This window comes from Hymenobacter terrestris, assembly GCF_013377905.1.
Classification (GTDB): Bacteria; Bacteroidota; Bacteroidia; order Cytophagales; family Hymenobacteraceae; genus Hymenobacter; species Hymenobacter terrestris.
Genome location: NZ_JABKAV010000027.1, coordinates 1 through 13,867 on the forward strand (window position 1 = coordinate 1; position 13,867 = coordinate 13,867).

The window sequence follows — 13,867 nt, forward strand, 5'->3', positions numbered from 1 at the left end:
CGCCAATGCGAGTGCGCACGAGCTTCGTGAGGTGGGCCCCGCAGTGCAGCGCTTCGCCCAGGTCGCGGGCCAGGCTGCGGATGTAGGTGCCTTTGGAACAGCTAATGCGGAAGTCTATTTCAGGCAGCGCAATGCGAGTCAGCTCGAAGCTGGCAACGGTTACCTGCTTGCTCTTGATAACGGCCTCCTCACCGCGGCGGGCCACCTCGTAGGCCCGCTCGCCGTTCACCTTCACGGCCGAAAATACCGGGGGCGTCTGGGTGATTTCGCCTATGAACTGCGTCACGGCGGCCCGGATGTCGGCTTCCGTGAGGTGCTCATAGGGCCGCTCCTGGTCGACGGGCGTTTCTAAGTCGAAGCTGGGCGTCGTCTGGCCCAGGCGGAACGTGCCGGTGTACTCCTTTTGCTGGGCCTGAATCAGGTCGATCTGCTTGGTCTTTTTGCCGGTACACAAAATCAGCAGGCCGGTGGCCAGTGGGTCGAGGGTACCGGCATGGCCGATTTTGCGGATGCGCAGCGTGTTCTTCACCTTGCGGACCACATCAAACGACGACCAGGTAAGCGGCTTATCGACGAGCAGGACTTCGCCGGTTTCGAAGTCAAAATCGGCTACTGTTTTCTCGCTCATAGTAGTTGTAAATCAACGCCCAGGCCAATCATCAGCAACAGAATGCCGCCCACAATGATGCGATATATGCCGAAGGCCCGGAATCCGAACTTGGTTACGAAGCCAATAAAGAGCCGAATGGCCAGCAGCGCCACCACGAAGGCTATTACGTTACCGAACAGAATCAGCTTGACATCGGCGCTGGTGAGTTGGCCGCCGTCCTGGTAAAAGTCGAGCAGGTCTTTGGCGGCGGCGGCGGCCATAGTGGGCATAGCCAGGAAAAAGGCGAATTCGGCGGCGGCTTTGCGAGTGAGTTTCTGGGTGAGGCCGCCAATGATGGTGGCGGCCGAGCGGCTAACCCCCGGCACCACGGCCAGGCACTGGAACACACCAATCACGAAGGCCTGCCGGAAGCCGGGCGTTGTAACCGGGCTGCCGCCCTCCTCAATGCTTTCCTGCGGAAACCACTTGTCCACAAACATCAGTACTACGCCGCCCATCAGTAGCATAAGGCCCACTGTCGTCACCGATTCGAGCAGAATATCAATGTACTTCTTGAGCGTGAGGCCCACCACCACAACCGGCAGAAACGCGACCAGTAGCTTTAGATAGAAGTCGAAGCTCTGGAAAAACCGCCGCCAGTACACCACCAGCACCGACAGGATGGCTCCAAGCTGAATGACGACCAGGTAGAGCTTGGTAAACGGGGTGGCCGGAATGCCCATCAGGGCCGAGGCGATAATCATGTGCCCGGTGCTGGAAACCGGCAGAAATTCGGTCAGGCCTTCCACGATGGCCAGAATAAGGGCTTGCCAGTAGGTCATTAATAAGGAGCTGGGTAACGTAAGGTCCGGGGAACAGGGGTGCGGGGCAAAAAACGCCTGTCATCCTGAGCCATGCAAAGCATCCGGACAGAAGCCAGCCAGTAGCTTCGGTGTAGATGCTGCGCGCAGCTCAGGATGACAGCGGGTTTCCTTTGCCGACTACCGCTTATAGGTAGGGGCGGTGGGAGCGGCCGGGGCAGTTGTGGCCGGTGGCACGGGCTGCGAGGGCACGGTGGTTACCGTGGCTTCGTCGCGGGCTACCGGGGCAGTACTGCCGGGCCGGGCCATAATGGCCCAGAACTCGATCAGGAAGCCCACGGCCAGCAGAATCGGGCCCAGCGTAATACCCAGAAACCCCAAGCCGTACTCTTCCGAATCGAGGGTCATAGTGATGAAGCCGGCCGCCAGCACGGCCAGCCCGATAAACATAAGGCGGTAGTTACGCGGCCCGAAGGCAAAGCGGGGAGTAGTCGATTCCATGGGGGCAAAGGTAGCGGAGTTGCGGCAAGCCGCCACCGAAATTCAACCAATGAGGTATTTGGGAGAACGAGTGGGGTAGCAGCGACGAACTGAAAGAACGGCCGTAGGGGCGGGGCTTGTCCCCGCCCGCCGTCGAACGATGCGTTGAACAGCTGCTTGCAGGTCCCGCAAAGCACCTGCTAATGGCGGTCAGGGGCAAGTCCCGCCCCTACGGCTTCCAAATCCCCTAATACAGCTCGTCCAGCGACATGCCGGTGTACTTGCGCACGGCGCGCCAGGAGCTGAGGAAGCCGATGCCCATGCCCAGCGCCACCAGCAAAATGCCAAGCGCCGCAAACAGACGGTTGTCTTCGAGCAGGCGTAGTTCGCTAAGCTGCAGGTAGGCGTACTGTAGCAGCGCCGCCAGCAGCAGGCTCGCCAGAATGCCGCTCACCAGCCCCTGCCACACTGCCCGGCGCAGAAACGGCCACTGAATAAAGCCCGGCGTAGCGCCTACCAGTTGCATGCTCCGAATAAGGAAACGCTGCGAAAACAAGGCCAGCTTGATAGTATTGTTGATGAGCACCACCACCACGAACGTGAGAACGGCCGAGAAACCGATGAGTACCAGACTTAAGGTGCGCAGGTTTTCGTTGACCGATGTAATCAGGCTCTCTACGTACTCCACTTCGAACACACCCGGCATCTGGCCCAGCTCCTGCTTGATGCGGGCCAGGTTTTTGGCGTCGGCGTAATCCGCATTCAGCTTGAGCAGGTAGGCGTCGCGCAGAGGGTTGTCGCCCAGAAACTGCTGGAAATCCTCGCCGGTCTGATCGATAAAGCGACGCGCACCTTCCTCTTTGGAGAGAAAGCGTACCTGGGGCTCGTCGTTTTTACGGGCCACGAAGGGCTTGCGGGCCAAATCCTGCTGGAGCTGGAGCAGCTGGGTTTCGGGCAAATCACGCTGCAGGTACACCTGCATCTCCAGGTTTTCCTTCACCAGCCGCGTGCCCTTGTGGGCATGAATCAGCAGCAGCCCGAACAGGCCCACCACCAGCAGGGCCAGCGTAATGCTGAACACCACCATCAGGTGCGGATAACTACCGAGCTTCTTTTTGCGGGCGGGCTGCTTCATGCGGTGAAATGGATGAATGAGTGACTCGGTGAATGAATGGGCTGGTGAACAAAGAAACGTCATTGCGAGCGAAGCGAAGCAATCCGGGCGGGTAGAGCACAGCTCTTTGGTAAGCGCCAAGCCCTTCACGTCTGTGCCTGTCCATAGGGTGTGCGTTTTACAGGGCTTCGCACTTTGCCCGTGCGGATTGCTTCGCGCTGCTCGCAATGACAGCCCTATCAATCAGTCTGTTTTTTACCCCTCATATCTCCGTGCGCGGGTCGTTGTCTACCTGCAGCTCGCGGGCCTTGCGGGCGTCCCGGTCGCGGCGGCTCAGGCGCTTGCGGGCAAACAGCTCGCGGAAGGTGTCGAACTGCTCGGTGTGTAGCAGCGAGATGCCGGCGCGGGCCTGGTTCACGTTCTGGCCCAGGCCGGTAAAGTCGCGGGGGGTGGTTTCGTAGCGCAGCTTGGCCCGGAATTTTCCGTCGGGGCGCAGGTAATATTCCATGCTCAAATCACCGATAACCGAATTTTGGCCCGTGCCCACCGGCACGCCGCCCGCGCTGGTGCCCGCGTTGCTGTTGCTGCCGAAACTGCCGTCGCGCGTGATGCGTAGGCGGCCGTTGAGGAAGGAGTAGCTTAACCGCAACTGCAGGGCCGCCAGGTCGTCGGCCGAGAGGCCGTTGATGTTGAAGCTGATTTCCAGGTTGGGGTCAATCTGCGAAGTCAGCAGCCCAAGCTGGGTGCTTAAAATCTGGCCCAGGCTGTTGCCCAGCGCATTGTTGCCGCCTTCAAACCGGGTAACGGCCAGCGAGCCGGGCGGCGTAAGCTGCCGGAATACCACCAAGCTGAAGACCTGCCGGTTCAGCTCCTGCTCGTCGTTGCGGATGGCCGACAGGAAGGGCGCCAAATCGCCTTCCAGCGACGACGGGATATCGTTAAATTCGAGGTTGAGCTTGATGATGGGCTGCAGAATGGGGCCGGTCAGGTTCATGACGGCCGTAACGGGCACCTGGGAATTATTGGAGTTCGTATTGTTGGTCTGGAACAGTACGGGCGCCAGGCTAGTGCGCTGGGTATAGGTGGCGGTTACGTTCAGCTCGCCGGCCAGCGGGTCGCCGTTCCAGGCCACAGTGCTGCCGGGCCGCACCACAAATTCCTTGTTTACCAGCCCCTGCAGCGTGAAATTATAGGCCCCGCGCACGATTTCCACCTGCCCGTACATGTTGAAGTCGCCGCGGGTATCGATGTTGAGCCGCAGCTGGCCGGTGGCCGTGCCGCGCATAATGTCGCCGGTGCTTTCATCCAGCAGCAGCTCCACGTAGGCATCGGGCGTAATGTCGAGGTTCATGTTCAGCCGCAGGCCCGACAAATCGGCTTTGCTCGTAGTGAGGCCCTTGGGGTTCTGGGCCGCCAGCACCGCCCGCGCCGAGTCGGAGAGGTTGCGGTTGACGAACTTGATGTAGCTAGCCTGCTCAGCCTTGGCGGCGTTGTCAAACGGCAGCGACATGCGCGTGCCGGCCTCGCTGCGGGCCGTTACGTTGATGAACAGGTTGTTGGCCGGACCACGCACCACGGCAGTGCCCGTAGCGTAGGCCTGCCCGAAGTACAGCTCGTTGTCGCGACGGGTGGTGTTGAGCACCTGTAGCTTGCGGAACGAGGCGCTCAGGTCCAGCCGCATATTCTGGAAGCCCCGCTGGTAAATGTTGCCATTGATGACGCCCGAATTACCCTGGGGGTCGCGCATCGTAATATTCTGCAGCGCAATACGGTCCTCTAAAAACCGGATGCGGTCGGCAAACCGGTAAGTAGTGCCCAGGTAAATAAACGTGAGCTGGCCATCCGACACATCAATGTTGCCGGTGAGTACGGGGGCCGCAAACAGCCCATTTACGCGCAAAGTGCCCACGCCGGTGCCGCTCACGTCCTTGAACAGCGTGTTGAGAAAGGGCTCGGCCAGCTTGATGGGCGTCTGTTCCAGCACCCCGCTCAGGTTGAGCTGCTGGGTGTCGGAGCCGGGCGCGATATAGCCGGTTACGGCCAGCACCCGGCGGGCGTCGCGGGCCACATCAAGGTTCACGTTGAGCCGGCCAAGGGCGTTGTCCCAGTCGCCGCGGCCTTCCACATTGCCAATCAGCGTTTGGTCGAGCGTCAGCGAATCTACTTTCAGCGTCGAGTTTATGACCAGCGGGCCGAACACGCCGCTAATGGTGCCCAGCGCATTCACCCGGCCCCCGAATTTCTGGGTGCCGGTGAGGCCGTTGAGCGTGGCCAGCTCGAAGTTGGTAACCGTGAGGGCCAGCGGCTTGTCGGGGTTTTCCGACAGGAAACCCTGGGCACTCACGCTTTGCTCGCCATTGCTGAGTGTCACGTTCTGGAAATCCAACTCGCGCCCGCCGCCCGAAATCACCAGCGAGTTGTCGGGCGCAATCGTCCAGTTCTTGCCCAGCAGGTTCACACCCGACTGCCGGAAAATGATTTTCACGGCATCTTCTAGAAACACCAGCGCCCCGTTTATCTGGGCCTTGTTGGTGGTGCCAGTCTGGGCCAGGGCGGTCGAGAAGTTGATTTTCTCCTGGTCCCACACGCCTTCCACGTAGAAGTTCTCGGTTCGGCCCAGCCCCGGCAGCCGCTGCCGCTCCGACGTGACGCTGGCCTGGGCCAGGATTTCTGGCTGGTAGGGGAGCTTGGAAGTCGTCAGGTCCACATCGGCATTGAACACCTGCACACTGTCGTACTGCACGCGGGCCATCCGGCCGCCCAGCTGGAAAATAGAGGTTTGCCCGTTGCGGAACGAGCCATCGAAACGGGTGGAATCGGAAATACTGAGCTGCGGCACAAACAAGTGCAGCACCGGATTAAACCGCTTCAGGTACAGGTTGAGGCCGATTTGGTAGTCGGGCAGCGGCTGCTGGCGCTTGCGGCGGTAGTAGGCGGCAATGGCGTCGTCGTTGCTCTCGAAGTTGAGCTTGTATTCCTGCACCAGCGTTTTCACGTCGCGGATAACGGTACTAGGCGTAAAGTCGCCGGCCAAGCTCAGGTTAAGTATTTCTGAGCGCACCCGAACCTGGCGCTGCCCGGCCTCCAGCTGGCTCAGTATATCAAGCGTGTCGATGTTTACGGTGCGGCCGGCGTAGCCCACGCGCGAGTTGCGCAGGCGGGCATAGCCCAGCAGCGCATCGAGGCGCAGGCCCTGAAATTTCACATCGGCGGTGGTGGCCACCGTTACGCTTTGGTTGGTGAGGCCCAAGGCCCGCAAATCGGCCTTCTGCACCCGGGCCCGCAAGTCAAACGCCTGCTCGCGGGGCCGCAGGTTAATGGTGCCGTCGGCGTCGAATTTGAGGTTGGGATCGTTGGCGGCAATTTTACCCGTGAACGAGCGGCGGCTATACACGCCGTTGGTGACAATGTTGCGGTAGCGGTAGCCGTTGAGCCAGATCCTTTGCACGTTGGCGTTGGCCGTAAGACGCAGGCTGCTGGCTTCGAAGCCCACGCCCTCTACCCGGCCGTTGAACGCCACGTCGCGCACCACACTCTCGTCGCCCAGCAGCTTGCCCAGCTGAAAGCCGCTGGTGCGCAGCTTGCCCTCGTAGGTCGAGTTGCGCGGGTTGTCTTTCAGCTTGAGGTTGACGTCGGAGGTAACCGAGCCCAGGGCCGTCTGGAACGATCCGTTGGCCACGAAGTCGTTGTAGAAACCCAGAAACTGCCCGTTCAGCTTCACCGTGCCCAGCCGTTGCACGTAGGGCCAGCCCTTGGCCGGAATGTAGCGCCGCAAATCGGTGCCGCGTAGCACCGAGGGCTGCAGCCGCATCACAATAAAGCTTTCCTTGAAGTTGGGCAGCCCTTCCACGTTGATGTCGCCGCGCACCCGTGTGCCCTTACCGTAGCTGATGTCGAGGTTTTTGGTGGTGAAGTTGCGCACGTAGCCCTTCGCCTGGCCCGAAATGAGGATGGTTTCGTTCAGGTCGCGCATGCTGGGCTGGGGCGCGAACTTGGCAATGTCGTCGGAATACAGGCGGCTCGGCTGCAGCCGGGCAATCACCTTCACCGAGTCGTTGAAGCTGGTAAAGTTCAGGAACTGCTCGTACTCAAAGCGCAGGTAATCGTGGATTTTGCTCTTGCCCACCCGCAGCATCAGCTTGTCGAATTCCCAGAATTTATCGGCGTACGTCATGTTCGCCGTCAGCTCGCGCAGACGGGTGCCCGAGGGCGTGTCCACGGTGCGCAGGCCCGTAATATTGGCATGGATGGAGTCGCCCCGCAGCCAGAGCTGGTCGGCATCGACATAGATGCTGTCGAGCTGCATGTGGGCGTAATCCATAGCTCGGCCGTACTCCGGGATACGCGGCACGTCCTGCCGGTTGAGCACGAACTGTCCGTTGCGCAAACTCAGGGCCTCAATCTGAAAATCGAAGGGCTTATTGACCTTGGTGGTATCCGAGGGGCCCAGCAGCCGTTTCATGGAGCTGATGAACTGGTCGAGCGTGGTCGAGTCGGGGTTGTTTTTGTAGGTAACCAGATGAAAGCGCGGCTCCTCCAGCGTAAGCCGGCCCACATGCAATTCGTTGGGTTTGAAGATGCTGAAGAGCTTGATGTCGGCATCGGCCCGGCCGATGTTGAACAGCTCGTTGCCGCGCTTATCGAGCACCCGCACGCCTTCGAGCAGCACCCGCGAGAAGGGGCGCACGTCCACACGGTTCACCAGCACTTTCTGACCAAGCTTTTCGCTGAGCATCAGCGCCGCCCGCTGGGCCAGGTTGGTTTGCACGCTCGGCACCCGCAGGGCCACCAGCGCGCCCACCACGGCCAGCACCAGCAGCAGCAGCAGGCCGAAAAGCACTTTTAGTATAATGGAGAGAAACCGGGGCACGAAGCAAAGTTAGGAGCTTCTGGGGAAGCTAGGAGTCAGGCGTTATAATAGGTGGAGATAGAATAGGTATACCGGAACGACGTAGGGGCGGGGCTTGTCCCCGCCCGCCGTTCGCGCCGCTGCAACGATAATTGTTCAACGATAATTGTTCAACGGTAGCCGTTCAACGGTAGCCGTTCAACGGCGGGCGGGGACAAGTCCCGCCCCTACGTCGTGCAGCTTCGTTGTAGTTTTGCTTTCGGCTCCTCGCTTTCAACTTTTAGCTTCTTTAAAAATGCCCACTATTCTCGCCATCGAATCTTCCTGCGACGACACCTCGGCGGCCGTACTCGTTGATGGCGAGATGCGCTCCAATGTGGTGGCCACGCAGCAGGTACACGTGCAGTACGGCGGCGTAGTGCCCGAGTTGGCCTCGCGCGCCCACCAGCAGCACCTGGTGCCAGTGGTAGCTGCCGCCCTCAAGCAAGCCGGTATCAGCAAGTCCGACCTCGACGCGGTGGCTTTCACGCAGGGTCCGGGCCTTCTGGGCTCGTTGCTGGTAGGCGGCATGTTCGCCAAAACCCTGGCCCTGGCTTTGGGCAAACCGCTTATTGCCGTCAACCACATGCGGGCCCACATTCTGGCGCATTTCATTGAGGAGCCCCGGCCCGAGTTTCCGTTTCTGTGCCTTACCGTGAGTGGCGGCCACACTCAGCTGGTGGTAGTGCGCGGGCCGCTGGATATGGAAATCATCGGCCAGACCATCGACGACGCGGCCGGCGAGGCCTTCGATAAAACGGCCAAGCTGCTTGGGCTGCCCTATCCCGGCGGCCCCCACCTCGACAAGCTGGCCCGCCAGGGCGACCCGTTGCGCTTCCCGTTCCCGGTGGGCACCATGCCGGGCTACGATTTCAGCTTCAGCGGCCTGAAAACGGCGGTGCTCTATTTCCTGAAGAAGGAGACTGCCAGAAACCCCGACTTCGTGCCGCAAAATCTGGCCGACCTCTGTGCCAGCATCCAGCACACCATCATCCAGACGCTGCTGCGCCAACTGCGCCGTGCCGCCGCCGACCAGCAGCTAACCCAGATTGCCCTGGCCGGTGGCGTGGCCGCCAACAGCGGCCTGCGCCAAGCCCTGCAGGACGAAGCCACTACTCAGAACTGGCAGGTGTTCATTCCCGCCTTCCAGTACTGCACCGACAACGCCGCCATGGTCGCCCGCACCGCCCAGTTCCAGTACGAGGCTGGTGATTTTGCCACCCAGCTAGTCAGCTCCGACCCACGCCTGAAACTGGCGTAGCGAACGTCATTCAGAGCGCAGCGAAGAATCTCGCGCGGTGCCGTTGAAACATTACTGGATAGTCAGCACGTGAGATTCTTCGCTGCGCTCTGAATGACGTTCTCCAATCCAACTATTGAAGACATGACCAACCCCTTCCGGCCCGGCGATGAGCAGACGTACCAGCTGACCGTAACGGCAGCTGACTTCGCCGTGCTTAACGGCCGGCTGATTCATCCGGTGCTCAGCACGTTTGCGCTGGGGCAGGCGCTGGAATGGACCAGCCGGCAGTTTGTGGAGCAGATGCTGGAAGCGGGGGAGGAGGGCATTGGTACGCTGCTGACAGTGGAGCACCGGGGCCCGGCCTTCGAGGGGGAAACGGTGGAGTTTCGGGCGGTTTTTGAGGAGTTGCGCGGTGCCGAGCTACTGTGCCGGGTGGAGGCGCTGGTGGGTGCACGGCTGGTGGCCACCGGCCGCACCGGCCAGCGCATCGTCAGTAGCGAGAGGCTGCAGGCCCGTTTTCGGGAGCTGCGGGGGTAAGCCAGTAAGAAAATCGTTCACTAATTCTCGGAACAGCGTCAACGGGAAGGGGCGTATGTATGCCTGCCGAAAATCCTCTCATCCCCTCATGCCTGCTTCTTCACCGCCCGCTCGCTTGCTGCCTCCGCGCTTCTACTATGTAGCCTTGCTGGTTGTACTGGTGCTATTTGCGGCTTCGTTGGTGGGGCGCTACGCGCATTTCGATGATGCCTGGTCGGCGGAAGAGGCCTTTTGGCTGCTGCGCGACGGGTATGTGCACTCGGAGCTGTTCCGGGGGTTTGGGGGCTGGGAAAACCGGCTCTACATCTTTCATAAAGGCTACATCTACCTGATGGCGGCCGAGCTGGCGGTGCTGGGCGAAAGCCTGGTGGCCGTGAAGTCGGTGGCCCTGATTTCGGCCGCCGCCACGCTGGGGCTGCTGCTGCGCTACTTCAGGGCCGCGCCCGCCGAAGCCCGCTGGCTGGCGGCGTTGCTGTACGTGGGCTGCGGCTCGGTGATGATGTTCGGCTTTGCGGGCCGGCCCGAAACCACAGTGGCCCTCTGCGGCTTCGCTTCGTACCTGGTGCTGCACCAGAACAACGGCCGCCTGGGCCGGCTGGCCGCTGCCGGGGCGCTGGCCGGGCTAGCCGGGCTGGTGCACCCGAATGGCACGTTGTACATGGCTGCCGGGGCCCTATGGCTGATCTGGTACCGGGCCGGCTGGCGGGCGTTATTCAGCTTCTCGGTGCCCGCCGCAGCAGTGCTGGCGCTGTTTGCCCTCGATGCTGCTTTGGTGGGCGAGCTGCCCGTGCTGGCCCACCAGTTCGTGAACTACCCGGTAGTGGCCCCCAACCTGCACCTAGCCGATAAGCTGCGGGTAATGGCTCGGTACCACAGCATTTTCTTTCATAGCGCCGGCGAAATTGCGCTTTCGGTGGTGGCGCTGGTGGCGCTGGCCCTGGCCTGGTTGAGCCGTCGCGCAATTGTGGAGCAACTGCCGCTGCCAAAGCCAGTTTTGCGCTACATCCTGCTGCTGCTGCTGCTGTTCTGGCTGCTCACCAAAAGCCCTACGGCCTATTATTACCTGCTATTTGTGCCGTTTTTGGTGGTACTGGTGGTGGAAACTACTCTGTTGGCCGGGCAGTGGAAGCCGGGGGCGCGGCGGGTGCTGCTGGCGCTAGTAGTGCTGTACCCGGTGGGCACGCTGGCCCAGCTCCTGTACGTGCGCCAGCTCAACCAGCGTAGCCCCGATATCATGGCCCTCAATGCCCGGCTGGCCGCCCAGATGCCCATACGCGGTGCCAAAGTCATTGCGCCACTCGACTTCATCTTCGGGCAGATTGACAATTACCAGATCCGTGGCCTCACCTTCCTGACTGCCCCGACTACGCCGCTCGACTCAGTTTTTGCCCGTGCCGCCTTCGATTCGGTGCAGTACATTATTCCCGACTACAACACCGGCAACGACGTCTACCACATTCCGCCCACTGCCCCGGCCCGCATCGGGCAGTATCAGCGCGTGTACCAGGACCAGTGGCGGGCGCTGTATGTGCGGCAGCCTGAGTAGTCTTGAGGTCGGGCCGGGCAGCAGGCGGCGCATCTTCCAACCCCGGGCGGCAGCCCGCCGTTAAGCCTTTTTTACGTTCCTTGCGCGGCGGCAAGGCTCCGGAGCCATTTTCGGGGCGGGCCGCTGCCAGCTTTTTATCCTATGGCCCACGCCAAAGACGACAAACCCAAGCACATCAACATCCAGAACCGCCGCGCCCGGTTCGAATACGCCTTTCTGGTTAATTACACCGCCGGCATAGTACTGAAGGGCACCGAAATCAAGAGCATCCGCGTGGGCAGCGTGCAGCTGGCCGACGGCTTCTGCGTGTTCCACCCGGATGGCAGCCTGTGGGCCCACAACATCACTATTGCCCAGTACACCGAAGGCACCTACAACAACCACGAGCCCACCCGGCCCCGCAAGCTGCTGCTCAACAAGCGCGAACTAAAGCAGCTGACCGGTAAAAACCAGGAGCAGGGCCTCACCATCATTCCCGTGCGCCTGTTCGTGAGCGACCGGGGCTTTGCCAAGCTCGAAATTGCGTTGGCCAAGGGCAAGAAGCTCTACGACAAGCGCGACGACCTGAAAGCCAAAGACCAGAAGCGTGAGATGGACCGCGCCCGGGACTTTTAATAAACCATTGTGGAACACGGAATTTGCGCCCTGAGCGCCGTGCCGGTGCGGGCCGAGGCCGCCGATAAGGCCGAAATCGTTACGCAGCTCATATTTGGCGAGTGCTACTCGGTGCTGCTCGTGCAGGGCAACTGGCTGCAGGTGCGCCTGGCTGCCGACCAGTACGTGGGCTGGATTGATGCCAAACAGCACCGCCCCGTATCGGCCGACTACTTCCGGCGCTGGCAGGCCGAAGACCACCCGCGCACGCTCGATGTGGTGCAGATGGTGAGCGACGACAGCACCAAAATGCCCGTTACGCTGGGTACCCGCTTGCCGTTTTTCGATGGCATGACGCTGCACCTCGGCGACCAGCCCTACTTCTACAACGGCTCGGCCACCAACCCGCGCAATGGCCACGGTCCTCAGGGCCCCACCGATGTGCGCCTGAAGCTGCTGCAGAAAATGGCCCTGCAGTACCTTAAAGCCCCCTACCTGTGGGGCGGTAAGACCCTGTTCGGTATTGATTGCTCGGGCCTCGTACAGCAGCTCTACGGCTTGGTTGGGGTGCAGCTCCCGCGCGATGCCCATCAGCAGATTGAGGCCGGCCAGCCGGTGCACTTCGTGGCCCAGACCCGCCCCGGCGACCTGGCATTCTTCGACAACGCCGAGGGCCGCATCGTGCATGTGGGCCTGTTGTTGGAAGACCAACAGATTCTGCACGCCAGCGGCGAAGTGCGCATCGACCCGCTCGACCACAACGGCATCTTCCGCCGCGACCAGCAGCGCTACAGCCACAAGCTGCGCCTGATTAAGCGCATTCTGAGCGAGTAGTAGGGAAACAGCGCGGTGTAACGGTTGTCATTCTCCGCCCCTTTCAGAAAGACAGTTTCTACCCATCTACCCGCAACCAGAACAGGTTTCCTATTGTTAATGCGCTTAGAATCATCTAGCTTTCAGCCAGGGTAGGTTCCTTTTCTTCGCGCTGTATGGACCACAAGGTGCTTGTACTGAACGGCGACTACACGGCCATTACGCTGTGTAGCGTCCAGAAAGCTTTCGTGCTGCTTTATCTTGAAAAGGCTGAGCTTATTGCTAAGTCGGAGCACGGCGTGCTGCGTACCGTGAGCCGGTCGTACCCCAAGCCCAGCATTATCCGGCTGCAGCGCTACGTGCGCGTGCCCTACAAAGGCATTGCCCTAAGCCGCCACAACGTAATGAAGCGCGACAATTTCGAGTGCCAGTACTGCGGCTCGACCAAGAATCTGACGCTTGACCACGTAATCCCCCGCAGTAGGGGCGGCGACTCCAGCTGGAGCAATCTGCTCACGGCCTGCTCGCGCTGCAACCACGCCAAGGGACATTACACGCCCCAGGAAGCGGGCCTCACCATTCGGCAACAGCCCAAAAAGCCTACCCTCACCGGCTTCCTCAAGCTCAGCGCCGGTACCCTCGACCAAAACTGGCACCCCTACTTGCAATAAACCCGGACAGCCACGAGGCTGCCGGGTTTTTTTATTTATCACAAGCCCCATTCTTTTGCTATTGGCCAATGCAACGTTAGTTCGTTGTGAGTCCTCCTATATAGTAGATAAACGTGTTATTCATTGCCACTATGAAACAGCTAGCTCTACTTCTGCTTCTGGGTTTAGGAAGCCTGTTGCACATTTCCTGCAAAAAAGAACCGGCTGCTGGCGAAGTCCTTATTCGCGTGAAAAATGCCAGTAGCTACCAATTTCAAAGTGTCCAAGTGATAGCACCTGGCGGTGAGAATAGCTACGGTGCTTTGGGTACTGGGGAAGAAACGGCCTATGCTGCCTACCCAACTGCTTACAAGTATGCTTATGTGAAGGTGTTGATTGATGGCCAGGAGTTCGTTTTTCAGCCGATTGACTACGTAGGAGAAGCGCCGTTAGGGCCCGGCAAATATGCCTATGTGCTAAGCGTAGCGAACATAACGCAAGGCAACCTCACGCTCACGCTCGAAAAGCAGTAGTTCTACACCAGAGAATCTCAGCCATATTCACATAGTAATGCCCCAGCAGAGCATGCATA

Annotated in this window: 12 protein-coding genes; 7 read left to right on the plus strand and 5 right to left on the minus strand. The window is 60.4% G+C overall.

The window, feature by feature from the left end:
* The 5 genes from truB to HW556_RS18925 form a co-directional block, all read right to left on the minus strand.
* On the minus strand, window positions 1-628 hold a 628-nt coding region (truB, locus tag HW556_RS10575; RefSeq protein ID WP_176899994.1), incomplete at its 3' end, for a tRNA pseudouridine(55) synthase TruB.
* Complete coding sequence (locus tag HW556_RS10580) at window positions 625-1,431, minus strand: undecaprenyl-diphosphate phosphatase (protein WP_176899995.1); 807 nt, start codon at window positions 1,429-1,431, stop codon at window positions 625-627. The genes HW556_RS10580 and truB, both read right to left, overlap by 4 nt.
* Before the next feature lie 159 nt (window positions 1,432-1,590).
* Entirely contained in the window at window positions 1,591-1,911 is a 321-nt protein-coding gene (locus HW556_RS10585; protein ID WP_176899996.1) for a DUF3098 domain-containing protein, read from the minus strand.
* A gap of 226 nt (window positions 1,912-2,137) precedes the next feature.
* The gene (locus HW556_RS10590; protein ID WP_176899997.1) at window positions 2,138-3,025 is read right to left on the minus strand and encodes a cell division protein FtsX; all 888 of its coding nucleotides are present in this window, start codon (window positions 3,023-3,025) and stop codon (window positions 2,138-2,140) included.
* Between the two features lie 241 nt (window positions 3,026-3,266).
* Window positions 3,267-7,874: a translocation/assembly module TamB domain-containing protein gene (locus HW556_RS18925; RefSeq protein ID WP_176899998.1), complete on the minus strand. Its 4,608-nt coding sequence runs from the start codon at window positions 7,872-7,874 to the stop codon at window positions 3,267-3,269.
* Between the two features lie 274 nt (window positions 7,875-8,148).
* Between HW556_RS18925 and tsaD the strand changes: the two genes are divergently transcribed.
* The 7 genes from tsaD (at window position 8,149) to HW556_RS10630 (ending at window position 13,808) form a co-directional block, all read left to right on the plus strand.
* Entirely contained in the window at window positions 8,149-9,153 is a 1,005-nt protein-coding gene (gene tsaD, locus HW556_RS10600; protein ID WP_176899999.1) for a tRNA (adenosine(37)-N6)-threonylcarbamoyltransferase complex transferase subunit TsaD, read from the plus strand.
* 93 nt (window positions 9,154-9,246) lie between these two features.
* Window positions 9,247-9,672 carry a thioesterase family protein gene (locus HW556_RS10605; RefSeq protein ID WP_246289615.1) on the plus strand — a complete coding sequence of 142 codons (426 nt, stop codon included), beginning with the start codon at window positions 9,247-9,249 and terminating at the stop codon, window positions 9,670-9,672.
* A gap of 88 nt (window positions 9,673-9,760) precedes the next feature.
* Window positions 9,761-11,218 (plus strand): hypothetical protein, encoded by a 1,458-nt coding sequence (locus HW556_RS10610; RefSeq protein ID WP_176900000.1) that lies wholly within the window; start codon window positions 9,761-9,763, stop codon window positions 11,216-11,218.
* A gap of 141 nt (window positions 11,219-11,359) precedes the next feature.
* Window positions 11,360-11,833 carry an SsrA-binding protein SmpB gene (smpB, locus tag HW556_RS10615; RefSeq protein ID WP_116940943.1) on the plus strand — a complete coding sequence of 158 codons (474 nt, stop codon included), beginning with the start codon at window positions 11,360-11,362 and terminating at the stop codon, window positions 11,831-11,833.
* Window positions 11,834-11,842: 9 nt separating this feature from the next.
* Window positions 11,843-12,646 (plus strand): C40 family peptidase, encoded by an 804-nt coding sequence (locus tag HW556_RS10620; RefSeq protein WP_317170512.1) that lies wholly within the window; start codon window positions 11,843-11,845, stop codon window positions 12,644-12,646.
* 155 nt (window positions 12,647-12,801) lie between these two features.
* Window positions 12,802-13,296, plus strand: a complete 495-nt coding sequence (locus HW556_RS10625; RefSeq protein ID WP_176900001.1) for an HNH endonuclease — start codon at window positions 12,802-12,804, stop codon at window positions 13,294-13,296.
* A gap of 131 nt (window positions 13,297-13,427) precedes the next feature.
* The gene (locus HW556_RS10630) at window positions 13,428-13,808 is read left to right on the plus strand and encodes a hypothetical protein (protein WP_176900002.1); all 381 of its coding nucleotides are present in this window, start codon (window positions 13,428-13,430) and stop codon (window positions 13,806-13,808) included.
* The last annotated feature ends 59 nt before the right edge of the window (window positions 13,809-13,867 follow it).